Annotated in this window: 17 protein-coding genes; 4 read left to right on the forward strand and 13 right to left on the reverse strand. The window is 71.0% G+C overall.

What is annotated here, in order from left to right; all coding sequences use genetic code 11:
* Positions 1-36 precede the first annotated feature (36 nt).
* The 3 genes from QSK21_RS29860 (at position 37) to QSK21_RS29870 (ending at position 2,465) form a co-directional block, all read left to right on the forward strand.
* Positions 37-516 carry a MarR family winged helix-turn-helix transcriptional regulator gene (locus tag QSK21_RS29860; protein ID WP_285700776.1) on the forward strand — a complete coding sequence of 160 codons (480 nt, stop codon included), beginning with the start codon at positions 37-39 and terminating at the stop codon, positions 514-516.
* Positions 517-822: 306 nt separating this feature from the next.
* Positions 823-1,644, forward strand: a complete 822-nt coding sequence (locus QSK21_RS29865; RefSeq protein WP_285700777.1) for a L,D-transpeptidase — start codon at positions 823-825, stop codon at positions 1,642-1,644.
* A 50-nt stretch (positions 1,645-1,694) separates the two neighbouring features.
* Positions 1,695-2,465 (forward strand): choice-of-anchor P family protein, encoded by a 771-nt coding sequence (locus QSK21_RS29870; RefSeq protein ID WP_285700779.1) that lies wholly within the window; start codon positions 1,695-1,697, stop codon positions 2,463-2,465.
* A 205-nt stretch (positions 2,466-2,670) separates the two neighbouring features.
* Here the strand turns inward: QSK21_RS29870 and QSK21_RS29875 are convergent, their stop codons facing one another.
* The 8 genes from QSK21_RS29875 to QSK21_RS29910 form a co-directional block, all read right to left on the reverse strand.
* Positions 2,671-3,060 (reverse strand): ATP-binding protein, encoded by a 390-nt coding sequence (locus QSK21_RS29875; RefSeq protein WP_285700780.1) that lies wholly within the window; start codon positions 3,058-3,060, stop codon positions 2,671-2,673.
* Positions 3,061-3,353: 293 nt separating this feature from the next.
* Positions 3,354-4,478 (reverse strand): effector-associated domain 2-containing protein, encoded by a 1,125-nt coding sequence (locus tag QSK21_RS29880; RefSeq protein ID WP_285700782.1) that lies wholly within the window; start codon positions 4,476-4,478, stop codon positions 3,354-3,356.
* Between the two features lie 15 nt (positions 4,479-4,493).
* Positions 4,494-8,711: an FxSxx-COOH system tetratricopeptide repeat protein gene (gene fxsT, locus QSK21_RS29885; protein WP_285700783.1), complete on the reverse strand. Its 4,218-nt coding sequence runs from the start codon at positions 8,709-8,711 to the stop codon at positions 4,494-4,496.
* The gene (locus QSK21_RS29890) at positions 8,711-9,793 is read right to left on the reverse strand and encodes an AAA family ATPase (RefSeq protein WP_285700784.1); all 1,083 of its coding nucleotides are present in this window, start codon (positions 9,791-9,793) and stop codon (positions 8,711-8,713) included. Before QSK21_RS29890 ends, fxsT (QSK21_RS29885) begins: the two co-directional genes overlap by 1 nt.
* Positions 9,794-9,812: 19 nt before the next feature.
* On the reverse strand, positions 9,813-11,375 hold the full coding sequence (locus QSK21_RS29895) for a VMAP-C domain-containing protein (RefSeq protein ID WP_285700785.1): 1,563 nt from the start codon (positions 11,373-11,375) through the stop codon (positions 9,813-9,815).
* Positions 11,376-11,618: 243 nt separating this feature from the next.
* Complete coding sequence (locus tag QSK21_RS29900) at positions 11,619-13,085, reverse strand: MFS transporter (protein WP_285700787.1); 1,467 nt, start codon at positions 13,083-13,085, stop codon at positions 11,619-11,621.
* Positions 13,086-13,550: 465 nt separating this feature from the next.
* Positions 13,551-15,629 (reverse strand): tetratricopeptide repeat protein, encoded by a 2,079-nt coding sequence (locus tag QSK21_RS29905; RefSeq protein WP_285700788.1) that lies wholly within the window; start codon positions 15,627-15,629, stop codon positions 13,551-13,553.
* Positions 15,630-15,876: 247 nt separating this feature from the next.
* Positions 15,877-16,062, reverse strand: coding sequence for a hypothetical protein (locus QSK21_RS29910; RefSeq protein ID WP_285700790.1), 186 nt, complete (start codon positions 16,060-16,062; stop codon positions 15,877-15,879).
* Between the two features lie 369 nt (positions 16,063-16,431).
* Here QSK21_RS29910 and fxsT (QSK21_RS29915) point away from each other — a divergent pair, with 369 nt between their 5' ends.
* The gene (fxsT, locus tag QSK21_RS29915) at positions 16,432-18,966 is read left to right on the forward strand and encodes an FxSxx-COOH system tetratricopeptide repeat protein (protein ID WP_285700792.1); all 2,535 of its coding nucleotides are present in this window, start codon (positions 16,432-16,434) and stop codon (positions 18,964-18,966) included.
* Between the two features lie 9 nt (positions 18,967-18,975).
* Here the strand turns inward: fxsT (QSK21_RS29915) and QSK21_RS29920 are convergent, their stop codons facing one another.
* The 5 genes from QSK21_RS29920 to QSK21_RS29935 form a co-directional block, all read right to left on the reverse strand.
* Positions 18,976-20,205 carry an FxsB family cyclophane-forming radical SAM/SPASM peptide maturase gene (locus tag QSK21_RS29920; protein ID WP_285700793.1) on the reverse strand — a complete coding sequence of 410 codons (1,230 nt, stop codon included), beginning with the start codon at positions 20,203-20,205 and terminating at the stop codon, positions 18,976-18,978.
* Positions 20,206-20,289: 84 nt separating this feature from the next.
* Positions 20,290-20,808, reverse strand: coding sequence for a GNAT family N-acetyltransferase (locus QSK21_RS29925; protein WP_285700794.1), 519 nt, complete (start codon positions 20,806-20,808; stop codon positions 20,290-20,292).
* Between the two features lie 205 nt (positions 20,809-21,013).
* The gene (locus QSK21_RS36215; RefSeq protein WP_352231340.1) at positions 21,014-21,169 is read right to left on the reverse strand and encodes a CGNR zinc finger domain-containing protein; all 156 of its coding nucleotides are present in this window, start codon (positions 21,167-21,169) and stop codon (positions 21,014-21,016) included.
* Positions 21,170-21,274: 105 nt separating this feature from the next.
* Positions 21,275-21,541 (reverse strand): hypothetical protein, encoded by a 267-nt coding sequence (locus QSK21_RS29930; protein WP_285700796.1) that lies wholly within the window; start codon positions 21,539-21,541, stop codon positions 21,275-21,277.
* Positions 21,542-21,783: 242 nt separating this feature from the next.
* Positions 21,784-24,828, reverse strand: coding sequence for an AAA domain-containing protein (locus tag QSK21_RS29935; protein WP_285700797.1), 3,045 nt, complete (start codon positions 24,826-24,828; stop codon positions 21,784-21,786).
* Positions 24,829-25,454: the final 626 nt, after the last annotated feature.

Consider the following 25,454-nt stretch of genomic DNA (forward strand, 5'->3'; position numbering starts at 1 on the left):
ATGCCGGAACGGACGGCGTGTGTAACAGTGGAGGGCATGGTCGCCACGCCGGGTCAGGGAGCCGCCGAGTCGGCGGCCGTGCTCGACGAGGTGGCCGGAAGCCTGATCGACGTGTGGGCGCGGACGCACAACGCGCCGGACGTGCCGGTGCCGGCGACCCAGTTACGGGCGCTCTTCGTTCTGGAACGGGGCCCGGTCACCATCAGCGGTCTGGCGACCGAGATGGGCGCCCTGGTGTCGTCGGCGAGCCGGCTCTGCGACCGGCTGGAGGCCGGGGGCCTGCTGCTGCGCGACCCGGGCCGTGACCGGCGTGAGGTCACGGTACGGCTCACCGCGGAGGGGCGGGAGCTGCTCGACCGGCTGGGGCGGCGGCGGCGCGAGGAGCTCGCACGGGTGCTGTCCACGATGTCATCCCCGGCCAGGAACGCCCTTCTGTGGGGGCTGGCCCAGTTCCATGAGGCTTCGGCGACGGGGCGGGACGGCGAGGGCGAGTCCTCCTTCCCTATGCCCGCCTGAGCTTCCTTCCAGATGCCCGCCTGAGGCCGCGTGCGCGCTCACGGAGCGGGCAGGCACGGAACGCGCCGGAAGCGGTATTCGCGTAACCGCTATTTCCCTGGTTCGGTACCGCTTCCGGGTTGCCTGGTTTTCCGGGATTCATTGGATATCCCGCCGGATCTCGATTATTTCGTGTGGCAAAACTGCATGGCCTTGCTGGAATTCCGCGCACGGCCCCGGTGACCGGCGTTAGCATCCCGGCAGTACGGTGACCGTCCATGGGCATTCCGGGGGAATGTGGAATGCGTTCGGCTTCGGGGGGAATTGTTGACGCATCGTGAACGCGCCGTCGTGGCCGCGCGCCCGGCGGGGGCGCGCGTCCTCCTCTCGGCCGGTGCCGCGGCGGCGCTGGCGCTGGCGGGCGGCTGCACGGACGCCTCCGAGCGCTCCGCCGCGGCCAAGGGAGCGGACCCGCCGGCCGCGCCGTCCGCCGAGGTGCCCGAGGCCACGACGCACACGACCGTGCACGGGGCTCCCCGCGACCTGGCGGCGACGTCCCCGGCGGGCGGGCTCGTCGTCCACCCGGTCACCCGGCAGATGGTGCTGGACGCCCCCGGCGGCCGTCCGGTCGCGACCCTGCCCACCACCCAGTTGGGCAGCCCGACCTGGGTCCCCGTGGTGAGCCGGTCGGGGGCCTGGGTCCAGGTGCTGCTGCCCAGCAAGCCCAACGGGGCGACGGGGTGGATGTCCACCGCGCAGGGCGGCCTCCGCATGGCGCGCACGTCCTACCTGGTCAAGGTGGACGTGTCGCGGCGGCGGCTGACGCTGCTGCGGTCCGGCAGGACGGTCGGCCGGTGGACGGTCGCGGTCGGCGCGCGCCGCACGCCCACGCCGGCCGGGCGGACGTTCCTGCTCGCGCTCCTGCAGCCGTCGAGCCGCACGCCGAGCCCGCTGCTGATCCCGCTGGGCACCCATTCGGCGACCCTCGACAGCTTCGGCGGCGGTCCCGGCACGGTGGCCCTGCACGGCTGGCCCGACCCGTCCGTCTTCGGCAAGGCGGTCACCCACGGCTGTGTCCGGGTCCCGGACGCCGCGCTGCGCGCCCTGTCCCACGTACCGCTCGGAACCCTCGTGCTCATCACCGGCTGAACGGCGCCGAACGCCGTCCGGCCTCCGATATCCCGAAAGAGGAAACCATCATGCGTACCCGCACGTCTTTCGCCAGAGCGAGCCTGCTCGCCACCGTCACCGTCACGATGGCCGCGGCCGTCGCCGGCGTCGTCACGGCGCCCGGAGCGCGCGCCGACAACGGTGGGGAGGAACGCAGGACGCAGGGCTACGGCTCGTCCGCCTACGGGCTGTCGCTGACCGGACCCATCCCGGTCCAGCCGTTGCCGTCCGTCTGGTCGGCCTCGTCCGAGGTCCGCAAGAGCGTGCTGCGGGAGAACAGCACCCGGCTGCTCAGCGCCAAGGCGCTGGAGAGCGGCGCGGCGGCCGACCGGGCCGACGCCACGGTCAGTGACCTGCGCATCCCCGCCCTGGAGCTGATGGCCGAGGCGATCACGGCCAAGTGCGGCCTGGGCGGGGCCTCGTCCCGGCTGGTCAACGCCAGGCTGGCGGGGCAGCCGCTGGAGTCGGCGCCCCGTCCCAACACCACCGTCCCCGTGAAGCTCCCCGGCCTGGGGCCGGCGTGGGTGACGCTCAACAAGCAGGAGCGGCTGAGGGACGGGCGGCTGTCGGTCACCGGGATGGAGACCTCGATCCCGCTCGGGCCGCTCGGCAGGGAGACCGTCAGGACGGCGAACGCCGTCTGCGGCCCTGGGAAGTGGGCGCACGACCACCCCTGGGAGGCCACCGAGCAGGACTCCTCCTCCGGCGAGCCCGCCGCGAGCGACCCGGCCCACGGGCAGCCCGCCGCCCCGGCTCCCAAGCCGTCCCCGGTGCGAGGCGACCTCGCGGTGACGGGCTGATCTCCCGGTCCGCGCGACCGCCCGGCCGTCTTCCGGCCGGGCGGTCGCCGTTGTCGCCGTTGTCGTCGTCATGCGGTGCCGCGGTGCTCTGGCGGTGGGTGCGGGGCTGTGGCGGTGGGTGCGGGGCTTGGGGTGGGGTGCGGGGACGAGAGCGGGTGCGGGGCTCGGGACGGTTCCGGTCGGTGTCCCGGCGCTGGGGCGGCGGCTAACCGGCCAGGGACTTCTCAAAATGAACGATCGCGCCGTTCCTGTCGGCGCGATCGGTGATGTCGAGTTCCTCGGTGAAGGCCCTCATGAGTTGCAGGCCCCGTCCGTTCTCGGAGATCGGTAGGACACCGCGCCCGCGTTCCCAGACCGTGGTGTCGCCCGATCCTCCGCCGTCTATCACGTCGACCACGACCTTCCTGCCGTCCATCTGCGCGCGGACCTCGTACTCCCGGCTGTCGTCGGCGTGCTGGATGACGTTCGCGCACGCCTCGCCGACCGCCAGCGCGATGTCGGCGCGGACGTCGGAGGTCACGCCCAGCCCTCGCAGCGACGCGTCGAGCGTGTGCCGTACCAGCGGCGCGCTTTCCGCGGCCCGTGGCAAGGTCATCTCAATAACGACCTCCATGGCACCCTCCATCCTCCTTGATTGAGCAAGGTTTCCCGGCCCGTCCGGGAGAAAACAGCATGCGGCACCGCTCAATCGCATACCCGGCGGTTGCTCGCCGAATCGTTAAACCCTGCCTGTGTTTCCCCTTGCCGCCGTAAAGCAATGGCCGGTCCGGTGGCCTCCGAGCGATCGGAGCGGGACGCGAAGTTCATCCGCCTTGGCCGGCAAAAGACCCGGAATTCTGTGCGCGGGAAACCCGTGCCTGGCGCGGGCGCGGAACGCGGCCGTTCCGGCTATTCCGGTTCGAAGAGGAGGCGGACGATCGCCCTCTTGAACTCCAGGAAGGCCAGCGACTCGCCGCCGAGCCCGTGCAGCGCCACGAGCAGGGCCTGGAGGCCGCCCGGATAGCCGAGGCAGGTCCTGATGATCTCGTAGACGTCGGCGCGTGCGGCGCGCGAACGGGGGATCACGCCGGCGATGTCCCGGGGCAGCGCCCCCACCGCGCGTTCCCGCTCCGGCTCGCTCATGAGCTGGGAGATCTCCAGCGCGCGGTCGACCAGCTCGAACAGCACCGGGGGCGGCACGTTGCCGTCCGCGTACCGGAGGCCGCCGAAGCGTCCCAGCCCGGCCGGGCCGGAGATCTCCTCGGGCCGCACCGTCCGCGGCGCGAGATCCTCCGGGGCCTGCACCAGCGTCCCCGTGCCCGTCCCCGTCCCCGCCCCGGTGCCCGTGTCCGGCTCGGCGGGCAGGCCGGGCGGCGGGCCCATTCCCGGCAGCGTGGCCCAGGCGGTCTCGCGCAGCTCCTTCACCGCGATTTGCAGCGGACGGTAGTCGTGCCGGTTGAGAAGCCCCCTGCCCTGGCTGACCACGTCGTCGTAGACGCGCCGCGTCACGATCAGCGCCAGGTCCGCGCCCGACGCGCTGAGCACCCGCTTGAACGGCTCGGCGTCGAGAATTCGGAACGCGTCGTTCAGGGCCTTCCCGACAACCCCCCGGCCGTCCCATTCGACCGGACCGGTGTTGACCGCGACGCGCAGTGGCATCCGCGTCGCCTCGCTGGAGAACTCGTTGTGCCGGCGCACCTCGGCGCGCAGCCGGAACGCGATCGAGGTGATCAGCAGCGCGGTGTCGACCTGCGGCGGGACGACCAGCATCACGCCGTCGCCGCGGTCCTCGCGGTAGCAGGAGTCGAACGGGCATCCCTCCGCGTCGAAGGCGGTCCGCAGCGCGGCGTACAGGGCCTGCCGCAGGTGCGTGCGGGCGGCGTCCCCGCGGGTCGCGGCCCCGAACGAGGCGATGTCGCAGACGAACTGCGAGCTGAGACCGGACGGGCGCCATCCGCCGTGGTCGTCCGGCGGGGCGGAGGCGGCCGCCGGGGGACGGTTGTCGGAGGGCGGTTCCGGGGCGTAGGTGTGCACGTCGTCCCCTCGCTGCTACAGGGATGGGAGGTCGATGTCGCATTCGAGGAGGTCGTCCTGGGCCGCCGCCCGTACCTCGGGATGGCCCTCGCCGAGCAGCCCGCTCAGCGCCTCGCGTGCCGCCGTGCCGGTGCCGGGGTCCGGCGCCCCGGACAGGGCGCGGCCGATGACCGCGAGGTTGTGGGCGCAGGCCAGCGTGTACGGATGGCTCGGGCCGTGCCGGGCCTCGAAGCCGTCACGGGTGCGGGAGACGAGGTCGTGCGCCGCCCGAAGTTCACCGAGCAGGTAGAGGTCGTTGGCCATTCCGGCCGCGCCGCACAAGGCGTGGAAGTGGTCGCGGCCCGGCCCGCCGTCCCGCTCCAGGGCGGCGACGGCGTTCCGGTCCAGTTCCAGGGCGGCCTGGACGTCACCGACCCGGCGCATGACGGACGCGAGGTCGATGGCGCAGGCGCTGGTGAACGGATGGTCGTCGCCGAGCGTCCGGCGATAGCCGGACAGCGCCTCCTCTGCCAGAACGCGGCCCAGCCCTGGGGCACCGGCGGCGGACCCGGCGAGGGCGGCGGTCGTCTTGGCCGCGAGCGTGGCGGGGTGGTCGGCGCCGAACCGCCGCAGGTGGGCGTCCACGGTCTGCTCTGCGAGCCGTGCCGCGTCCGTAAGCCGTCCCGCCTTGCGTAGGGCCGCAGCGCGGGTCCGCTCCGCGTGCAGGACGAGTGCGTGGTCACGGCCCAGGGCGTCGCGTGCCGGAGAGAGGATCGCATCGAGCCTGCGCAACGCCTCGTCGTACGAGCCCAGCGCGTGCAGGTCCCTGGCGAGGCACTGGGTGGCATGGACGACCTCACGGTTCACCGTTCCGCCGTCGTGCAGGGCGCTCAGCCGGTCGAGCAGCGCGGCGTCCTGGGCGTGCGCCTCGTGGAACCGTCCCAGCAGGTAGAGGCCGGTTGCGACCTGCCCGGCGGCGTGCAGCGCGTGCGGATGGTCGCCGCCGTACCGCTGCCGCGTCCGTCTCCAGATGGCGTCGTCCAGTTCGTAGGCGGACGCGAAGCCGCCTTGGTGGCGGAGTCCCCGCCCGCCTCCGAGACGTCCGGCGGCGAGCAGGATCGCCGTGTCGTCGGGTCCGTGCGTGCTGCGGAGGCTCCGCAGGATGTCCTCGGTCAGGGCCATCGCCTCGGTGACCTGTTTGGGACGGCCGCTCGCGTACAGGACGTCCGTGAGGACGCTCGCGGCGTCGAGCACGAACGCGTCGTCATCGCCGTGACGTCGCCGCCACCGTGTCACGGCCTCCTCCGCGAGCGCGCGGCACCCCTCGAAGTCGCCCGAGTGGTAGAGGAACCGCGCCTGGTCGATGACGACGGCGCGGGCGTCGTCCCCGTCCGCGCTGACGATGTCGGACGAGGCCAGGTGCGGCGTGATCGACGCACGGGCCGTCCAGGTCGCCTCGACCTCGGGGCCGCTCGCGGGGGTCATGGCGCTGAGTTGGGCGTGGACGCGCTCTCGTGCCTGCGCGGCCGTTTCCCTGGGGAGCGCGTTTCTCACCGCCTCGCGAACCCACCTCGGAACCAGAAGGGACCCGGTCTCCTGATCCATCCGGCCCAGTTCCAGGCGGTCGAGCGTGCGCATCATGGCCGGTGGTTCGGCCTCGCCGGGGCGGACCGGCGCATAGCCCGCAGGGCCGAGGTACGAGCATTCCGTGAGCAGGCCGTACGCGTCCGGGTCACGGCGGGCCAGCCCGTCGAGAGTGATGCCGAGGGCCGCGACGGGCTGGTTCTCACGCGACTCCGGCGGCCGTAGCCGGGAAAGGCGCAGCCGGACGAGCCGTAGGTAGTCGTCGATGCCCTGACCGGTGGTCGTGATGTGGACGGCGGCCTGCACCAGGGCGGCCGGGGAATCGCCGAGGGCCTCGGCCAGCATGCCGGCCTCGGCCTCGGACAGGCCGGGCATGCGCCGCCGCAGGAACGAGATGCTTTCGGCACGTCTGAAGGCGTCCACCTCGATCACGGTGGCCACCCGGCTCCACAGCCGGTCCCGCGAGGTCACCAGCACGTCCCCCGCCGCGTCCGCGGACCGCGGCATCAACGGCATCAGTGGTGTGAGCTCGGTAAGGTCGCCCGCGTCGTCGTACACCAGCAGCCAGCGGCGCCCATCGGGGAGGCCGTCGCGCAGTGCGCGGAGGAGATTGGCGACCGTCACCGGCAGGTCATCGCTGAGCGGTGTGCCCAGGCGGCGTGCGAGCCTGCCCAGGGAGGCCCGTACCGATCTGCTGTCGCCCGCAGGGATCCACCAGACCAGTCCGTACTCGCCCAGGTGCGCATGCACCAGTTCCAGTGCGATCTCCGTCTTGCCCAAGGCACCGGGCGCGCTGGGGAGGAGAACGGTGGCGGCGCCGTCGTCCCGCAGCGATTCCCACACGCGCGACAGGTGTTCGACGCGTCCATGGAAGAACGGGTTGCGTGGAGGGAGGCCGCCTAGAAGGGGCGGTGCGTGCGGCCCTTCCTTAGGGGGCCGCGCCTGAGTGTGGCCGTTGCGTTGCGCGTCGCCCGTCCCGTTCCGCCGGGCCGACTGGCTGAGGAACCGGGCGACCTCTCCGTAGGTACCGCCCAACCGTGCCAGGACACCCGTGGCGACCTGCGCGAACGGCTGGTCGGGCGGAAGGGCGTCCGGGTCCTGCTTGATGGCGGCCAGCAACGCGGGAAAGTCGAGGGTGGAGCCGAGCCTGTCCCGTACCGTCCCCCACACCTCGCGCAGGATGTGCAGTGCGTCGTCACGGCGCAGCCCGCCCAGCAGGACGTCCCTGACACCGTCGTGGAACTCGTAGGCGACCTCTGACGGGTCCTGCCGATCGGACTGCGCGGAGTCCACGCGGAGGAGGCCGCCCAGGAACACCTCCGCCAGGTGAGCGGGCGTGGACCCGGGCATCATCGTCCCCTGGACGAGGCGCATCACCGGCAGGCGCAGCGGCGCCGCCGCGAGATACCCGGCCAGCTCCACCGCCTTCGGCGACGCCGACGCGCGGAATCGCCGGACCCGTTCTCGCGCCGACGGCTCCGCCGCCTCGGCGTCCCCCTCAGGTGCGGGCTCCGGCTCGGGAGGCGCGGCCGGGGCGGCGGGACGGCCCGTGAACAGCGCCACCCCGGAGATCTCCGTGCCGGAGCCCGCGACCATCGCGGCCCACGGCCCCAGCCAGCGGCGATCCAGCTCCAGCACGGGCACGGCGATCCCCGGCGGGACGGCCCCCGCGTGCCGGTCGCGCATCCGCACCGACAGCCCGGCATTGGGTGTTCCCGTGCCGGCGGCGCGCAGCCACACCCGTTCCGTGGCGGCGGCGCACCGGCGCCACAGCCGTTGCGGCAGCGGCTGGGCGATCGCGACGGAGGCGGACCGGCCCCAGCGGTCCAGCAGCGCGGCGGCGCGTCCGTCCTGCCACGCCGCGCCGATGCAGTCGCTGACGACCAGGACGATCCGGCGCGTGCCCGCCCCGCCCACGACGTCCGGGAGCTCGGCGCGCTCGGCCGGCTCCGTAGTGGTGGAGGTGGTGGAGGCGTCGGTGTCGAGGTAGCGGATCCGCACGTCCCGGAAGGCGCCCAGCCGTTCCAGCAGAAGGCGCAGCTCGTCGGCGGTGTGGCGCCACACGACCATGGACCGTGCCACGTCCACCACCAGCACCAGCTCGAACCGCCTCTCGGTGGCCGCGTCGAGCTGGGGCTCCCAGATGAGCGTGTCGGCGAACCGTACGGCGGTGCGCTCCTCGTTCAGCCGACCCGGCCGAGGGGACGGCACGGCGAGACGTAGCGGGCGCAGCGCGCGGGCCAGCGCCAGCGTGTGCGGGAGCGCCGGAAGCGTGGGCGCGCGGACGGGGAAGGACGGTTCGCCGCCGCCCCCGAAGCCGCCCGGCAGGAAAAGGCCCGCCTGTTCCGTGGACGCCGAAGGATCCTCCGAGGCCCCCCGGCCGCCGGTCTCCGGCCGCGATCGCCGGCCTTGGACGTCCGAGACGCGGGCGCCGCCATCCGGAGCGGCGGGCTCCGGACCGGGCCCGTCCGTGGCGGTGCCGTCCACGTCGGGCTCCGTCGCCGCCTGATCGTCCGCACCCTTCGCCGTCCCGGCCTCGTCAGGTGCGCCGGGTTTCGCGCGCGCGTCCGGGGCGCCCAGGAGCCGGGCGATCCACAGCACGTCCGCCAGGTCCTCCGCCGAGAGGTCGGGGTCGACCTCGCGGAGCCGGTCGGCCAGCCTCTCGATCATCACGGTCCCTTGGTGTCCAGCGGCCGCAGGATCTCGTCCATCAGCTCGTCCCGGGTGGTCTCCGGCGGGCGCGACATGGCCAGGAAGATCGCGTTGAGCAGCTGGTCGGTGGCCAGGTCCGCACGGGTGCGGCGGGCCAGGAAGTCCCTGATGACATGCACGTACTCGGCGTCGGCCGACGCGCCGAGATGGGCGGTGACGATGTCGGCGAGCTGGTCGCGGTCGGGCGGCTCGATCACCACCCGCAGGCAGCGCCGCAGGAACGCGGGCGGGAACTCGCGCTCGCCGTTACTGGTGATGATCATGATGGGGAAGTCGGAGCAGCGCACCCGCCCCCGCCGGATCGTCGCCCGGCCGCCCTCGTCGGCCGTCATCACCTCCACCAGCGGCCGGTCGTCGGGGAGCCGTTCCAGCTCGGGGATGCCGAACCTGCCCTCCTCCAGCACGTTGAGCAGGTCGTTGGGCAGGTCGATGTCCCCTTTGTCCAGCTCGTCGATCAGCAGGACGCGGGGGCGCTCGCTCGGCAGCAGCGCCGTTCCCAGCGGCCCCAGCCGGATGTACCGGCCGATGTCGGGCACGTCCTCACCCGCGTCGTCCTCGTCTCCGGAGGTGGGGCCGGGCGGGCGCCCCAGGGCGTTCCAGCCTTTGCGGAGGCCGGTGTCCTGGAGCCGGGCTATCGCGTCGTAGTCGTACAGGCCGTCCCGCAGCGTGGTGCGGCTGTTGATCGGCCAGCGCAGCACCGGTTCGAGCCCCAGCTCGTAGGCGATGTTGTAGGCCAGCGTGGTCTTCCCCGAGCCCGGCTTCCCCGTCACCAGCAGCGGGCGGCGCAGGTGCAGGGCCGTGTTCACCATGTCCACGATCCGCTCGTCGGTGCGGAAGGTCACCGCCCGTTCGCGGTCGCCCAGCCGGCTCGCCGCGACCGACCCGCCCGGACCGAACCGTCGCCACGGCGGAGGCGGCGGACGCCGGTCGATCCCGTCGTGCGGCTCGCGGTTGCCGTGGAAGATGCGGAAGCCGCCATCGCTTGGAGGCGTGTCGTTGCCGGGTGCGGGGTCCTGGGGTGCGGTATCGGACATCGACATTGAGCCCTCCGGGGAACGTTCAGGCGGGCGGCCTGAGCCGGTCGTACGGTTCGGGTACGCGGTCGGCGTCGTCGTAGAGCAGGGCGAGATGCATGCCCAGATGCTCGGTCTCGTCCATGTCGTTCGCGTCCTCAAGCGCCCCGCCCCCGGGCAGCGTCTGCGGACGCCTGTTCTGGCGCCGGTCCTGCGACAGCACCGCCTCACGGCGCAACCGGCGTACCGTACGCGGCAGCGTCGCGGGATCGGAGCCGCACAGTTCCCTGGCCTCTTCGGTGAAACGCTCCGGAACCCTGCTCTTGCGGCACCACACCACGATGGGGGCACCGGTCTCGAAGGCGACCCAGATCTCGTCCACCCGTCCGGGACCCTCGTCCATCGGCGGGTACGCCATCGCCAGCCCGACCGCCTCGGGGTCGGAGAGCACGGCGAACAGCCTCTCGCCGTCGTACTCGCCCGGCTCGGACACCGGATGCACCCGCGCTTCCCCCGCGCCCTCCCGCAGCAGGTTCCACTTGCTGCGCCACTTGGGCCACAGCCAGACCTCGTCCATGCGGTCCAGGCTGCGCAGGACGACCGGGTACTCGATGCCCAGCCGCCGAGGCACCCCGCCAAGGGTCACCACGAACTGGTCGCAGGGCAGGTCCAGCAGGTCGCGCGGCAGCGCGAACGCGATGGTCAGCTCGCAGTGCTCGGCCGCCAGCAGGCCGCGTTCCCGGTTCAGCAGCGCCTCGACCAGCGCGGGCAGCCGCTCCACGGGCTCGGGCTCCTCGTCGCAGCGCACCATCGCGACCGTCCCGTCGGCGCGTTCGAGCCGAGCGCTGACGGCCAGGCGGTCCGGGTCCGCGCCGTCCGGACGGCACTCGAACACCAGGGACGCCGCGCGCTCCGCGTTGTCCAGCGCGGGCCGCTCCTCCGTCGCGGTGAGAAGCCGCCGCCAGTCCTGGCCCAGCCCGGTGCGCTCCGCGAACCGCGCCATCCACTCCGCGAACGCGGTCGCCACAGGCGCCTTGGCGTACCCCGCGAGTTCGTGGACGAAGCGGAGCAGCGGCGCCACGCCGTCCGGACCGAGCGGCGCCTCCTCCAACTGCTCGATCAGCAGCCGCACGTCCACGATGTGCCGCTCGTCGTAGACCTCCGGGCGCGGCGGCGGTCCGAACTCGCCCACCGCCCTCTGGTAGGCCGGCACCAGCTCGGCGTGCTGGATCAGGGTCAGCCCCTGCCGTTCCAGGTGCTGGACGAGCTGGGCCAGCAGCCGCCGTTCCTCGGTGGTCAGCAGCGGCTCGGGCAGCACCGCGTCGGCGAGGGCGCGGGCCTCCCTGAACGCGTGGCTGCCACGGTCGAAGAACTCCACCACGTCCAGGAGCGTCTGGATCCCGCCGGGACGGCCCAGGCACGCGACGGCCAGCCCCCACACGTCGTGCAGGGCGCGCTCGTCCCGCTCCCATTCGAGGGGACGGCTCAGGGTGTTCTGCAGCTCGGTGACGCACGCTTCGCGGGTGCTGCGGACGCTGAGGGCGTCGATTCGCAGCAGCGCGTCGATCAGGCGCCGCCGTTCCCCGGGCCCCAGCGTTCCGGCCGTCATTCCACACTCCCGTCCGCAGGCATGCAGAATTCTTTCGCCCCACTGGTGGCACTCAGCGTACCCGCCGTACTGATCATGGTGAAGGGCGGGAGAAGGCGCCCCCGCGACGGCCCGTCCCGGCAGGAGATCGCGAGCGGCGACGCATCCCGCCACCGCACCGTTCATCTCGACAGTAGGCCATGGGACGCCGGTCACGGTGATGTCGCATGACACAAATCGGGGTGTGCCACGACCTTTCGGACGTCACCTCCGGGGGCTCGCCGGCGCCACCCCCTCCGCGGGGAGATCGAAATCGGCCATGATCGGGGCCGGGGCGATCACCTCGTGCGCGATATGCGCGGTGACCGTGTGTTTCGGGGGGACGGCGTCGTGGGTGGTGATCGGTTCATCTCCACCCCCTTCCTTACCCGATTCCTTCTTTTCGGCCTCCGTGGCCTCGTCGCGGTCGCCGAGCAGCATCCCGGCGGTGACCACGAGCACCAGCACGCCCATGACCAGGGCGACCAGCGCGGCGGCGCCGGCCGGGTTCAGCGCGGCGATGAGATAGCCGCCGCACAGCGCCCCGAGCGGGGTCGCCCCGCTGGTGAGGAACCGGCCGATACTGGTGATCTTCCCCTGGTGCTCGCGGGGAACGCTGTCGCCCTTGTGGACCTCCAGCGCGATGTTCACATGGGCGCCCATATAACTACAGCTTCCCCACGCGAGAAAGCCCACGAGCGGATGGCGGACCAGCGCCACCAGCAGCACCAGCACGAACCAGCTCCAGACGCACCACAGCACGATCGTCTGCGGCCGTCTCTTCCGCAGCAGCCGCGGCGCCGCGAACGCGCCGGCCATTCCCCCGATTCCGGATGCCGACAGGAACAGCCCGGTCAGGGAGGTGGAGGTGCCGCGCCGGTCCGCGGACACGATGAGCAGCAGCACGACCACCTGGAAAAGGAAATTGGCCACCGTGCAGACGGTCAGCACCGTCAGCAGGAACCTGTCGCCGGTCAGTAATTTCCGGCTGCTGGCGATCTCGTCCCGCGCACGCCGGGAAAAGCGGCGTCCGGAACCGGCTCCCCGCTTCCGCCACGGCGGCCCGTGCTCGGCCGCCCCGGCCCGGCCGGTGCCGATGAGCCGCATCATGAAAAGCGAGAAAAAGGCGGTGCCCGCCTCGATGACATAGGGCAGCGGAGGCGAATAGTCGAACAGGAGACCGCCGAGCGGGCGGCCGGTCACCTGGGCGATATGGACCCGTGCCTCGTGTCCCGCCATCGCGGACTTGCGCTTCGCGGCCATGTCGGCGTCGCAAGGGCGCGGCGTGTCGTCCACCCCGTACAGGATGTCGCGCACCCGCGCGTTCTCGGCGATGTCATGGAAGACCGCGGAGACGCCCACCACGACCACCACCACGAGCAGCAGCCAGAACGGCCCGCCCATCAGGCCGAGGCCGACGATGAGCACCAGCGTCGCGACCAGCCGCACGCCCTGGCTGGTCATCATGATGCGGTGCCGGTCGGCGCGGTCGGCCAGCCAGCCGGCCGGAAGCTGAACCATCAGTCCGGGAAGCGTGCCGGCGGCCGTGGCCAGCCCCGCGGACACCGGCGACCCGGTGAGCGACAGCGCCAGCAGCGGTGTCGCCATCGTGGCGCCGGCCGCGCCGAACTGCGATACCGCCGAGCCCGTCCAGAGCAGCCTGAACTCGCGTTCCCAAGAGTAAGACGGCATTTACTCGCGCTTGCCAGATAGCATCGGTCACCGACCATTCTTCGAGCTCAGGCGACAGGCGACAGGCAAGACCATGTCAAGGGCCGCTCTTTTGTTCGCCACGACATCGTCTCTCTCGGTCTTCCTGCCGCTCTGCGGGGAAAGCATGCGCAACTGGAACTGGTGACGCCATAGGCACGTGAGGGCGGGCACGACGCTGCCCGCAGCCCGCCCTCCGGCACACAGGGGAACATACCCGAAACGATCTACGGCACCGGTCGGATTGGCGGGATCGGATGGCCGCCCGCCGGCCTCCGGCGCCCGTACCTAATGGGTGGTGTCGCCCATTTTCATGGCGCCGGGGCCTGATTAGCGGGTTTTATCCGTTGCGCCGTAGCTCACGTTATTTGCCCCTGTGTGGGGCCTTGTGGCCGGGTTTTCGGGAATACCACCGAATCGCTCGCCGCCGGGATCCGCCGCCGCGCGTCATCCGCCCTCGGGCACTCCGGCCGTCTTGAGCCGGTACGCCTCGTCGCGCATGTGCGGAGGCAGCGGGGGACGTCCCGCGGTGACGGCCCTGGACGCCAACTCGGCCGCGTCCTTGGCCTCGCCCCGCAGCATGTGGGCGCGTGCCACCCGCAGCAGCACCGGCCCGCTCTCGGCCGCCTCCTCCACGACGGCGGCCAGGTCGTGGCCGTCCTCCCGCGAGGCCGCCGCGGACGCACTGGAGCTCCCGCGATCCCCGGTGGTGGCCCGTACACCCTCCGGCCGTAACGCGGGAGCCGCGGTCTGCGGCCCTCCGCCCAGACGGCACGAGATCTCGGCGAGCATCCGGGCGGCGCGGGTGGACGGCCGGTCCTGATGATCGACCCTGCGCAGGTCGCGCAAGGCGGGCTCGGCCTTCCCCAGGTCCGCCAGGATCTCGCCGCGGGCGCGCAGCGCCTCCAGCGTGTCGCCGTCCCGTGTCAGCACCGCGTCGAGCATGGCCAGGGCGCCCCGGGTCTGGCCCGCCTGCCACAGGGCCTGCGCCAGCGCCGTCTGGATCACCAGGTCGTTGGGCAGCCGGTTGGCCGCGGTGCGCAGTTCACGGACCGACTCGGCCGCGCTGTGCCCGATCAGCAGCCTGCCCAGCGCCGCCAGCAGCAGGCCGACGGGACGCGTGTCCTGAAGCACCTCGAAAAGCCGGGCCGACTCGCGGTAGTGCTCCGCGGCCACGTCCGCCCGTCCCTGCTCGTAGGCGATGTTGCCGAGCAGGCGTTCCGCCTCGGCCTGGAGGCGCAGGTCCTTGCCCGCGCACGCGCGGATGACCGCCTCGGCGTGATAGCGGGCCAGTTCCGTGGATCCTTCGCACAGGGCGCGTTCGGCGGCGCGCAGCCGTTCGGACGAGTCGGGGCTCCTGGCCCGCCCCGGCTGGTCCCGCGAGGAACGCAGCGGTTCGACCATGCGGGGATGGTGCAGCTCGTACAGCCGCGTGTCGGCGCGCCGCCCGAGCCGGACCAGGTGCAGGTCCTCCACGGCGCGCAGGACGGACTCGGGCATCTCCGCCCGCGCGCGCTCCACCGCGACGCCCGTGCCGTCGGGGCCGGCGAACGCGTCCCGGAACCAGGCGGCGAGCCTCGCGGGCGCGACACCGCACTCCACCGCCACCGTGGCCAGCGCCTCACCACAGAAGTCCGCGATGACCTGGTCGACGTTCGCGGCCAGCCGCTCGGCGAAGAGGCCGGGCTCCTCGGTGAGCGGCGCCCACAGCCGCTCGCACACCAACTGGAGCAGCGCCGGGGCGACGGCGGGGATGCGGCGAGGCGTCATCGACCGCGGCGTCCTGATCGTGCGGAGCTCGTCGACGAGCGACCCCGCGGTCTCCACGGCGATCTCGTGCCCCCTGGCCGCGAGGGGACGGCGGACCGCCTCGACGGCCGCGCTCCGGTCGAACACGCGCAGGGCGTAGGCCGCGCCCGTCCCGTCCTTCATCCTGGCCCGCAGCGCGCGCAGCTCCTCGGTGTGCTCCTCGCGCGCCACGAGCAGCAGATGCAGGTCGGGCTCCTCGTCGAGGGCCTCGACGAGCTGGTCGAGAAAGCGGCGGCGCTGCCGTTCCCGCGAGGCGGGGCCGTGGAACAGCAGGTCGGCCTCGTCGATCGCCGCGAACGTCCGTACCGGCAGGCCGAACCGGTCGTTGCTGCTGTGCCGCCGCAGGAAGGTCAGGACGGACAGGCCGGCCACGCGCGCGGGCGGCTCGTCGGGGGACCAGGACGACAGCAGGGCGAGCGTGAAGGCGTTCTGCTCGGGGAAGGCGGCGGTCGGGAAGACGTTGCGCCGCCAGATGTGGCCGATCGGAAGGACGCGCTCGCCCTCGGCCCGCAGCCTCGGCACCAGCCCCGCGCACACCAGCGACGTCTTGCCCGTACCCGCGGCGCCGTGCAGCAGCGTCAGCCGCCCGCCGCGCCAGAGGGCGGACACCTCGTCGATCTCCCGGTCCCTGCCGGAGAAGATGCGGTCATCACCGATATCGAAGGGCCGGGCGCCGACAAAGGGCGAGGAGCCCTTGACTACGGAATTGGTGATCACCGGACGACCTCCGCACGGGATCTCCTCGGACGGCGAGCCGACATCCGCGAAGACGATGTCCGACCAGAGTAATACCGTGCCGGGTCGCTGACATGCACAACTTCTCGGCCCGTCCCGGCCGGATTCCGCCTGGCACGGCGACGCCGCCCATTCCCGCGGGACAGTGACCGGAGGATCACCCGGTCGCGGTCAGCAGATTCCCGCCGGCAGGGAATGGCGAGGTTACCGGCACGTTGTACGCGCGCGATCAGCCTCTGATTTTGTTGCCGAACCCGCCGTTGAGCGCCGGCCGGTCCTCACGCGTCACGTCGAGGGCGTCCAGCAACGTCTGTTTCAGAACCGTTTCGGGAAGCGCGGACAGTCGGGGAATGGAGAGGTGGGAGGTGTCGATGGTGTCGATGTGGGCGCCCGATGCCAAGGTCTGCTCCGTCATGCGCTCTCCCGGTGAGGACGAGACCGCCGTCGGATGCCGCCCGCCATGGTCCCGTCGGGGCCTGGACCACGGACTCGATCATGGTTTCGTTTCGTCGGCCGGTCCGGCGGACCACGGTGACGCGGCACCCAGTGCCGTCGTGATTCTTTCACCTCGTCCGGCGGCCGTCCACCCCGGGTTTTCGGGCATCGAAACGGAACTTTAGGGGCCCGCCGAATCGAGCCGCGGACGCCTTCGCATGTATCGCATGACACATTACTCATTTTGTTGTGGAGTTTCGCGGAACTTCGCGGATATTCGGGGTTGTCCGAAGGGTAAGGGATGCGGAAAATTGCAGGGAATCCGAGGGCGGCGACGCGGAGGTGTCTGATGTCCGACCCACGCCGGGGCGCGGCACGGTCGACGGGGGCGGCGGGACATGTACCCGAGGTGTGGGGCAGGATCCCGCCGCGCAACAAGAACTTCACCGGCCGCAAGGAGCTGCTCGCCCGGCTGCGCGACGGCATCACCGGCCAGGTCACGGCGGTGGTCCCGCACGCACTGCACGGCCTCGGCGGCGTCGGCAAGACGCAGATGGCCGTCGAGTACGCCTACCGGTTCCGCTCCGAGTACGACCTGGTCTGGTGGATCCCCGCCGACCAGCCCGTCCTCGTCCGCTCCTCGCTGGCCGGGCTCGCGCCGTTCCTGGGGCTGCCGCCCGCCACCGCCAGCGGCATCGAGGAGGCCGCGAACGCGGTGCTCGACGCGCTGCGCCGCGGCGACCCGTTCGACAAGTGGCTGCTGATCTTCGACAACGCCGACCAGCCCGAGGACCTCAACGAGGTCCTGCCCCGCGGCCCCGGCCATGTCCTGATCACGTCCCGGAACCACCGGTGGGAGGGCGTGGTCGACACGGTCGCGGTCGACGTGTTCAGCCGTGACGAGAGCATCGAGTTCCTCAACAAGCGCGTGCCCAAGGGCATCAGCAAGGCCGACGCCGACCGGCTCGCCGACGAGCTGGGCGACCTGCCGCTCGCGCTCGAACAGGCGGGCGCCCTCCAGGCCGAGACCGGCATGGGCGTCCGCGAGTACCTGAAGCTGCTGTCGGAACGCACCAGCCAGCTCCTCGCCGAGGGCAAGCCGACCGAGTACCCGGCCTCGATGACCGCCGCCTGGAGCCTCTCGGTCGCCAGCCTGAACGAGAAGCTTCCCGAAGCCGTCCAGCTCCTGAGGCGCTGCGCGTTCTTCGGGCCCGAGCCGATCCCCAGGGACGCCTTCAGCCAGCCGCGCCTCGAGCTGGGGGCCGAGCTCACCGCTCTCATCGGCGACCCCATCCGGCTGAGCCGGGTGATCGGTGAACTGGGCCGGTACGCCCTGGCGCGGCTCGACATCCCCGCCCGCACCCTCCAGGTGCACCGGCTGATCCAGGCCCTGCTCCGGGACGAGCTGCCCCCGGACGAACAGGAGCGGATGCGCCATGAGGTGCATCTGATGCTCGCCGGATACGCCCCCGCCGACCCGTACGACCCCGCGAGCCGGTCGCGCTACTCGAGCCTGCTCGGCCACATCCTGCCCGCGGCCGTCGGTGAGAGCTCCGCGCCGGAGGCCCGCCGCCTGTCCATCGACATCGTGCGTTACCTGTACGGCATCGGCGACCTCGGATTCGCCCGCGCCCTGGCGGAGAAGTTCCTGCCGATCTGGACGAAGCAGTCGGGCGAAGAGCACAAGGACGTTCTCGAGCTGCGGATGGAACACGCCAACATCATGCGCGAGCTGGGCGAGTACCAGCTCTCGTCCAAGCTGAACCAGGCGACGCTCGCCGTCGCCGAACGGGTCCTCGGTGAGGACGACCCGCTGACCCTGCGGTTCTTCCGGGGCGAGTGCGCCGACCTGCGCGCGCTGGGCGAGTTCGAAAGGGCGCGTGAACACGACGAGCAGTTGCTGGCCCGGTACGAGGCCAGATTCGGCCCCGAGGACCCCGGGACCGTCCTGACCATCAACAACCTGGCCGTCGACTGCGGGCTCAACAGTCAGTACGTGCGCGCCAAGCAACTGATGGAGCGCGCTTACCAAAGCCTTCTGTCGACCGGTGAAGCGGACAAGTCGACCCTGCTCCTCATCTGGAGCGGCCTGGCCCGGTCGGTCCGGCTCTGCGGCGACTACTCCGAGGCGTGCGACCTCGGGGAGGACGCCTACGCGTTCGGCCTGGAGGAGTTCGGGATCGAGTTCAGCTGGACCCTGCGCACCGCCAAGGACCTCTCCATTGCCTGGCGGCGGCTCGGCGACCTCGAACGCGCCGGGGAACTCGCCGAGGACGTGCACACGCGCACCGTCCGGCAGTACGGCCTCGACCATCCCGACACCCTTGCCGCCGCCATGTGCCTCGCGAACTACCTGCGGACCCGTGGCGAGATCGACGCCGCGATGGACCTGGCCGCCGACACCGTACGGCGCTACCCGCGGGTCTACGGGCACACCCACCCGTACAACTACGGCTGCATGGGCAACCTGGCCATCATGCACCGCGTGCAGAACGACCCTCAGGCCGCCAGGAAACTGAACGAGCAGGCGCTGGCCGGGCTGGAGACCAAACTGGGCCGCGACCACCACTACTCGCTCACGGTTGCCACCAACCTCGCCAGCGACCTGGCCGCGCTGGGCGACTACGAGAACGCGGCCCGCCTTGGACAGGGCACGCTCCGCCGCCTGCGCGCCGTGATGGGTGACATGCACCCGATGACGTTGTGCTGCGCGAGCAACCTGACGGCCGATTTGAGGGCGCTCGGGGAGAAGGACGAGGCGGAGAAGCTCTTCGAGCAGACCAAGGCGGCCTACGCCCAGGTGATGGGCCTCGAACACGCCGACGCCGTGGTGTTCCTCGAAGGGCGGCACCTCGACGCCGACTTCGACCCGCCGCCCATCTGATCCGCGCTCTCAGGTGCCCGGCTGGAGGGCGCGCACGTCCCTGGACAGGACGTCGTGGATGTGGGTGATGAGCCGGTACAGATCCTCGCAGTAGACCGAAGGGTTCAGGAAGCCGCTGCCCGAACGGTAGCGGTGGACGTAGTGGCCGCCCCCGCACACACGATGGACCGCGCATTCGCGGCAAGCGGACGCCAGGGCGCGCGGCCCGATCTGGCGGGCCACGATCGGCGGCAGCATCAGCGCCGAGTCGAACGGGTCGCGGGAGACGTGCAAAGGCGTACCCGTGGCGCCCTCGAACGCCGACTTGAGCGAATCCACCTGCTCGATCTGGCCGTTGGTCTCCACCACGACCACCGAGATGGGGCCCAGCCCTACCGTCTCGTGGGTCACGCGCAGACCGAGCAGTAACCTCAGGACCGAGGTGAACAGCCGGATCCGGGTCTCCCGCACCTCCGCGCCGTACCAGCGGTCGAACACCTTGATGAGCCAGTCCCCGTACGGCGTCGACCTGTCCCGGGGACGTCCCGGCGGCGGGGCGTCCCAGTTGCCGTGCGGCAGCAGGAAGTCCACGGCCGGAGGGTCGAAGTCGAGCAGGGCCTCGTAGGTCCGCACCGGGTCGTTGCGCAGGTCGATCGTACTGAGCAGGCCGCCGAAGAGCCGCCGGTACCGCGGCGAGGTCAGCGCGGCGAGCCCCGCGCGCACGGCCTGGTAGCTCCCCCGCCCGTCGGCGCGCCGCCGGTGCAGGTCATGGGCCTCCTCGTCGCCGTCCATGCTGACGCCGACGCAGATGTCCAGCTCGTCGAACAGGTCCAGGAAGAACGGATCGAGCAGCACCCCGTTGGTCTGGACGCTCAGCGCGACCTCCACGTCCGGCATGGCCTCGCGCAGGGTGGTGGCGACGTAGCGAAGGTGCTCCACGCCCGCCAGCAGCGGCTCGCCCCCGTGCAGGACCACGTCCACCTTGGGCAGCAGGTTCGCCCTTGCGTGCTCGGCGATCCTGCGCGCCACCATGTCCACGATGGGACGGCTCATGCGCCGCGGCTGCCGGCGCCAGCCCTGGTCCGCCATCTCGTACATGTAGCAGTAGTCGCAGGCCAGGTTGCAGCGGCTGTGCACCTTGATGACGAACTCGCGGAAGGGCGTCGGGCGCCATCCCGCTTCGAGCAGGGCGCGGACGTCCAGCGCCTCCGGCCACTCCGGCCGGCGGGCCTCCGGCCCCCGCCTCTCGTCAGTGGCCACGCGGACGACCTCCCCGGGGTGAGTCCCAGCGCGGCACTGCGCATCATGACCCTTTTGCCCGCTTATGAGGCATTTACATGATCACTAAACCCGGTCGTCGACGATCGCCCATCGTTCGTGATCGCGCCAGACACCATCGATCCTGATCAGCCCGCGGGACAACCCCTCGCGGCGCAACCCGGCCTTCGCGGCCACCCTCATCGACGCCACGTTCCCCGGCTGGATGTCCGCCTCCAGCCGATGCAGCCGCAGCGCCCCGAACCCGTACCGCACCGCCTGCCGCACCGCCTCGGTCATGTACCCATTCCCCTGATACGGCACGAACGCCCCGTACCCGAGCACCCCTCGCTCGTACGCACCCCGCTCGATCCGGCTGATGCTGGCAAAGCCCACGATCTGCCCGGTGGACCGCAGGCACACCACGAACCCCACACCCGTGACCCCATCGAACCCCGCCACGTACTCCGTATAGTCCTGCGGCGACGTTGGCACCGACACCCACGGCCGGTGCAGCCCGATGCTGTCCTTCGCGAGCGCGACGAACTCGTCCCGATCCTCGATCGACATGCGCCGCAGAACCACCCGCGACTCCTCAGCCTCCACCGCCCAAAATCTACGCGATCCCCCAGAAACCCCCACGCCCCACCCTCACAAGCCATCGCCAGCGAAAGACAGACCCAACCTGCGTCCATCACCCTGGGACGGCGGCAGATCCCCGCCCCCACTCGGAAGCGTCCGAACTGCTCATGTTCCGTACTGCTACGCGAAGGCCGTCCGGATAAATCTCGCAGGCCGCCGGCAACAGTGGTCACACGCTGTGGGCAGCGGCGACTTCGTGGATTGCCGCACGCATTGGCGGGTTGCCACAGGACCGGGTGCTATGCCAGACCCCGTTGTTGTTACGCGTCCGGTCGTAGAAAGCGGCGACGCAACTAGCGTCGCAGCAGATCTTCAACCGACGCACACCACGAAGGCGACCCAGCGCCAGCCTCCCCGGCAGGCATGGTGACGAACCGTGACTCGCGTCGATCCCGGTCAGCCGCTGCAGGGCGGTGCCGACGAAGGTAGGTCACAAATGGCCCGTCACCAGCAGGAAGGTGGCGAGGATGCCGACCCGTACGCCGGGGTTGCGGAGCTGCCGGACCAGCAGGCGCGGGCTCGTCGCCTGAGAGGCGGCCGGCGACGGCAGCCCGATCAGCGGCGCGATCAACGCGGCGAGCGCCAGCGCGCTGAGCGTCGTGAACGCGATCCACGACGCCGCGTCCGCTTCGCTCGCGCGGGCGCTCCCTGCCGCGCTCGCGAAGCACCTCGTCCCCTGGTACGCCGACCTCGACATCGACCTGCGCCTGAACACCCCGGTCGACGGGGTCGACGAACGCGGCGTGACTACCTAGAGTCTGCGGCTTGGGTCTGCCCCGCGTCGATGCGCATGGCTGTGATCAGAGGCCGTGCCTCCGTGAGGGTAACTGCGTTGGACATGAGCAGCGGGGGCGAGGTCCCCTCCGCATGGCGCAGGAAGTCGGCTGCTGCCCTGTGACCGCCCGGCAAGTCTCGTTGGAGACGGGCGTCTTGCGCGTGTCACCTGTCTTCGGGGAGCCAGCGGCTCAGGCGGGTCCTCGGTACGCTCGCCGCGACGTGCCAGAGTTGGTGCCTGGGGTCCCATCTCGCCTGAACCAGACGCTTGGCCTCGTCCTTCTCCGCGAATGGAACGCGCAGGTAGAGGCGGCCGTCGACCACGTCGCCGGGGGAGATCCCATCTTCCGGCGTCGTCTTCGCGGATTGATGGGGCGCCGGGCGCCAAGAGCGGGCGGGCCGGTCCATGCGGGCGCGGTCGACGATGCGGCGTACGCGTTCGCAGGACGTCGGGTCGGTGATCCGCATCATCAGATCGGTCGAGCCGCCGTGGGCCAGCAGGTTCAAGGAGCCGTGCCAGAGGACGGTGTCGTCAACGATCAGGACTTTCTCGTGCATGCGCTCGCGAACCTCGATCTGGCAGTCGGCCGACCGCAATGTCGCGACGAGGTCGGCTTCCTTCGTGCCGGGTTCGTGTGGCCGCGTGTGGACGGTGACTCGCACGCCTGCGGCGATACGCGGTGCGAGACGCCGGAGCCAGTACCTCACCGGGTTCGCGGCCAGGAAGGCGCAGTAGATGTCGATGCTGCGGCGGGCGCGCGCGATGTCCCATTCGACGCCGCGGGAGACTTCGTCGGCGGGGAAGAACGCGGGCCTCGCCAGCTCTTCAGGGGCCAGGCCGCTCAGGTCGGCTGCGCTGCGTACCGGGACGAGTTCCTCGACCGGGAGCCGCTGGGCGTGCTTCTCGAAGTACCCGAGCATCCGGGCGGCCTCGCTCGCGGGGCTGAGCTTGCGGTGCATGAACTCGGTGTTGGCGACCAGGACGAGATGGTCCTGTGCGCGGCTCAGCGCGACGTTCAGCAACCGGCAGGTGGCCGAGGACAGCCCGACACCCTCGTAGAAGTAGCCGAGCCGGTCGCCGGCTCCCGCGACGGTATCGATCACCACGAGCGGACGCTGGCTTCCCTGGAAGCGGTGGACGGTGTCCACCACACCATCGTAGGTCTCGCCGAAGCGGTGGGTCAGGCTCGCGTTCAGCGCCTTCTTCTGGTTCTTGTAAGGGCAGATGACGGCGAGCCGGTCGGCCGGTCCTTCCCCTTCAGCGTGCATGGTGTGCTTGCGGGCAGGCAGGACCTTGTCGTACTGCAAGCCTCGGATCAGCTCGTGGATCACGGCTTCGTGGACGGCGTTGGTGGTATGGGCGTTCCTTCTTCCCCGGTCCGGGACCCGGCTGGAGGTGTCGATGAGCACCAGCTGGCCCTCGATCAGGGGTGAGGGCGGCAGCCGTGTCCCCTCCTGCCGGCCGGTCAGCAGCGGCGCGTCCGGATAGGCGACTTCGTTCACCACCGCGCAGATCGCCCGGCGCATGCGGTACTGCTCGTTGAGCGCGACCATCCTGGAGTCGCCAACGCGGGCGCCGCCCTGCGGATCGACGAGCCCGGCGGCGTGGAACGCATCCCGGTCCATCCACAGCCGCGAGTGCTCCTTGTCCTGGGCCCGTGCCTTGCGGTTGTTCGAACCGCGCGTGACGGCGGGCAACTGCCGGAAGTCACCGGCCAACACGACCCGCTTGCGGGCCAGGCCCGCCGTGTACCAGGCGGACGGCAGGTTCACCATCCCCGCCTCGTCGATGACGACGACATCGGTTTCGTCCAGCAGCCGGCGGCTTTGAACCGCCTTGGACACCGTCGTGCCTAGCACCCGGCAGCGGCTCCGTACCGTGTCCGCGATCTTCTGGCGTTCCTTCTGCAGGTCGTCGAGTCGCCGCTGTAGCAGGGCGGCGTCCTCCTGCAGCCGCGCCACCGGAGCCAGCCCCTGCACCTGGGCGAGGATACTTGGCAAGGTCGAGTCGATGGCGGCCAGTTCTGTTTCGCAATGCTGGTAGTTCGCCCAAGCGTCTCTGAGCCGCTCCGAGCAGACTCCCCAAGTAAGGCGATGGTGATACAGCTTGTAGCCGAGCGCATCCAGCTTCGCCTGCTTGCGTTGGGCGAACAGCCCCGAAGGGATCCCGATTTGGGCCATCTGCTCCTGGACCCACGCGATCTGACTGGCGGCAGCGTTCACTCCCGCCTCGGCATCGCGGACCGCCTGGCCGGTGGCAGCCAGCCGCCGCCAGAGCTCATGGCGCTCGGTGGTGACGCGCGCCGCCTCCTCGTGGCAGGCGATGCCTTCGTGTATCGCGGCAAGTTCCGTCGTGACCCCCGCGATCTCGGCGTCCAGCTCGCCGGCCAGCCTGTCGGCGATGCGGCGCTGGTCGATCTGCTCCCCGTACTTCTCGGCGAGCGACGCTACGGCGATCTGCCCGGCGCGCTGCACCAGTCCCGAGACGAACTCGGGTTCCCGGTCCAGCAGGTCGCATATCCGCAGCAGCGCCTGGTCGACCGCGACGTGCGTGGGCGCCAGAAAGAGCACGCGCAGGCCCTGCCGGTAGCAGCCCTCGACGATGCTCGCGACCACCTCGGTCTTCCCGGTGCCCGGCGGACCCCAGACGAAGGTCAGCTCGCTGCCGAGCGCCTGTTCCACGGCGCGTCGCTGCCGAGTGTTCAGCTGGCGGTTCCAATACCCCGGGACGAATCGTTCCGTGTCGGCGCACCGGCCGATCTTCGGCTTGCCCTGACCGACCAGCCACCCCGCGGCGGTGAGATTGATCGCCGGTGCGCCTGCGCCCAACTGCTCCAACCGCTCGGTCAGCGCCACGAGGCCGGCGGTGTCGTCCTCGACCAGCTGCGCGTTTGCCGGCGCGGTACCCAGGTCGGCCTCGGTGGTCACCCGGATTTTCCCGTCCGGGCACCGTGCCGCTTCGGCGCGTTCCCATGGGCCGCGGGACCGGGACGTCCGGATCAGCAGGTCCTTGTCGCCGAAGGCTTCCTTCCATCCCTTGCAGGTGAACCGGTACTCCCGCTCGGCGCCGGACTGCTGGACGAGTCGACCGTCACGTAGCGACACCTTTTCGGCATTCGTCATGTCGTCGTGCAGAATCGCCGCGATCTCCAACTGCACCGCATGGTGCAGATGGGCTGTGGGGTACGGCCCGGCTTGCTTCTCCGCCATCGATTCCTTCCCGACCGCCGTGGAACGTGACGAGCGCGGCCGAACCGCGCTTCGTTATGGGCCTCAGAGAGGGGCCGCCTGCCTGACCGTGCCTCGCTGTCGCCGCGGCCCGCGGACCGTCATCAGCCTGTGCGAGCCATCGCTGCCGTGCTTGCGCATGTGCGTCTCCGGGCGATCGGTAATGGTCAGACCGATATACGAGAAAGAGGCAACTGTAGCCTATACATGAGCCTTTGCTCGGTGTCGAACGGTTTGCAGTGTGCCAGTAGTGGGTGCTGCATGCCGGCGTCCCTTGACCGTGCGTCGAACCTGAGTCGAATAGGCGGCCTCGACTCGCCGGGTGGAACGCTTGATGATCACGCCGATCAAGCGCGCCCGCCCGCTGGCCGCACTCGAAGGGAGGGTGCCGCGAGGGGTGGGGTCGGTCAGCGACAAGTCACGCCAAAGGCGGAAAATTTGAGCGGTTCGTACTGACGGGGCGTTCCTCCGGTGCTAACACTGAACCTTTTTCAGTGGCGGCGGAGAGGTTGCTGGTCACAGCATGATCGCGAGCGGTGTGGCGGGCCGGGTGCATGGCAAAGCCCCTGGTAGGACGGGTGATCTTCCACAACCCTCCGCCCCCACCA

It is taken from the genome of Actinomadura sp. NBRC 104412 (genome assembly GCF_030269515.1).
Classification (GTDB): domain Bacteria; phylum Actinomycetota; class Actinomycetes; order Streptosporangiales; family Streptosporangiaceae; genus Spirillospora.

Coding starts and splice junctions, on each gene's coding strand:
- fxsT (WP_285700783.1), bottom strand. CDS start 8,711: ATGATCGAGAGGCTGGCCGACCGGCTCCGCGAGGTCGACCCCGACCTC.
- QSK21_RS29895 (WP_285700785.1), bottom strand. CDS start 11,375: ATGACGGCCGGAACGCTGGGGCCCGGGGAACGGCGGCGCCTGATCGAC.
- QSK21_RS29890 (WP_285700784.1), bottom strand. CDS start 9,793: ATGTCGATGTCCGATACCGCACCCCAGGACCCCGCACCCGGCAACGAC.
- QSK21_RS29875 (WP_285700780.1), bottom strand. CDS start 3,060: ATGACCTTGCCACGGGCCGCGGAAAGCGCGCCGCTGGTACGGCACACG.
- QSK21_RS29870 (WP_285700779.1), top strand. CDS start 1,695: ATGCGTACCCGCACGTCTTTCGCCAGAGCGAGCCTGCTCGCCACCGTC.
- fxsT (WP_285700792.1), top strand. CDS start 16,432: ATGTCCGACCCACGCCGGGGCGCGGCACGGTCGACGGGGGCGGCGGGA.
- QSK21_RS29900 (WP_285700787.1), bottom strand. CDS start 13,085: ATGCCGTCTTACTCTTGGGAACGCGAGTTCAGGCTGCTCTGGACGGGC.
- QSK21_RS29935 (WP_285700797.1), bottom strand. CDS start 24,828: ATGGCGGAGAAGCAAGCCGGGCCGTACCCCACAGCCCATCTGCACCAT.
- QSK21_RS29930 (WP_285700796.1), bottom strand. CDS start 21,541: ATGTCGAGGTCGGCGTACCAGGGGACGAGGTGCTTCGCGAGCGCGGCA.
- QSK21_RS29860 (WP_285700776.1), top strand. CDS start 37: ATGGTCGCCACGCCGGGTCAGGGAGCCGCCGAGTCGGCGGCCGTGCTC.
- QSK21_RS29910 (WP_285700790.1), bottom strand. CDS start 16,062: ATGACGGAGCAGACCTTGGCATCGGGCGCCCACATCGACACCATCGAC.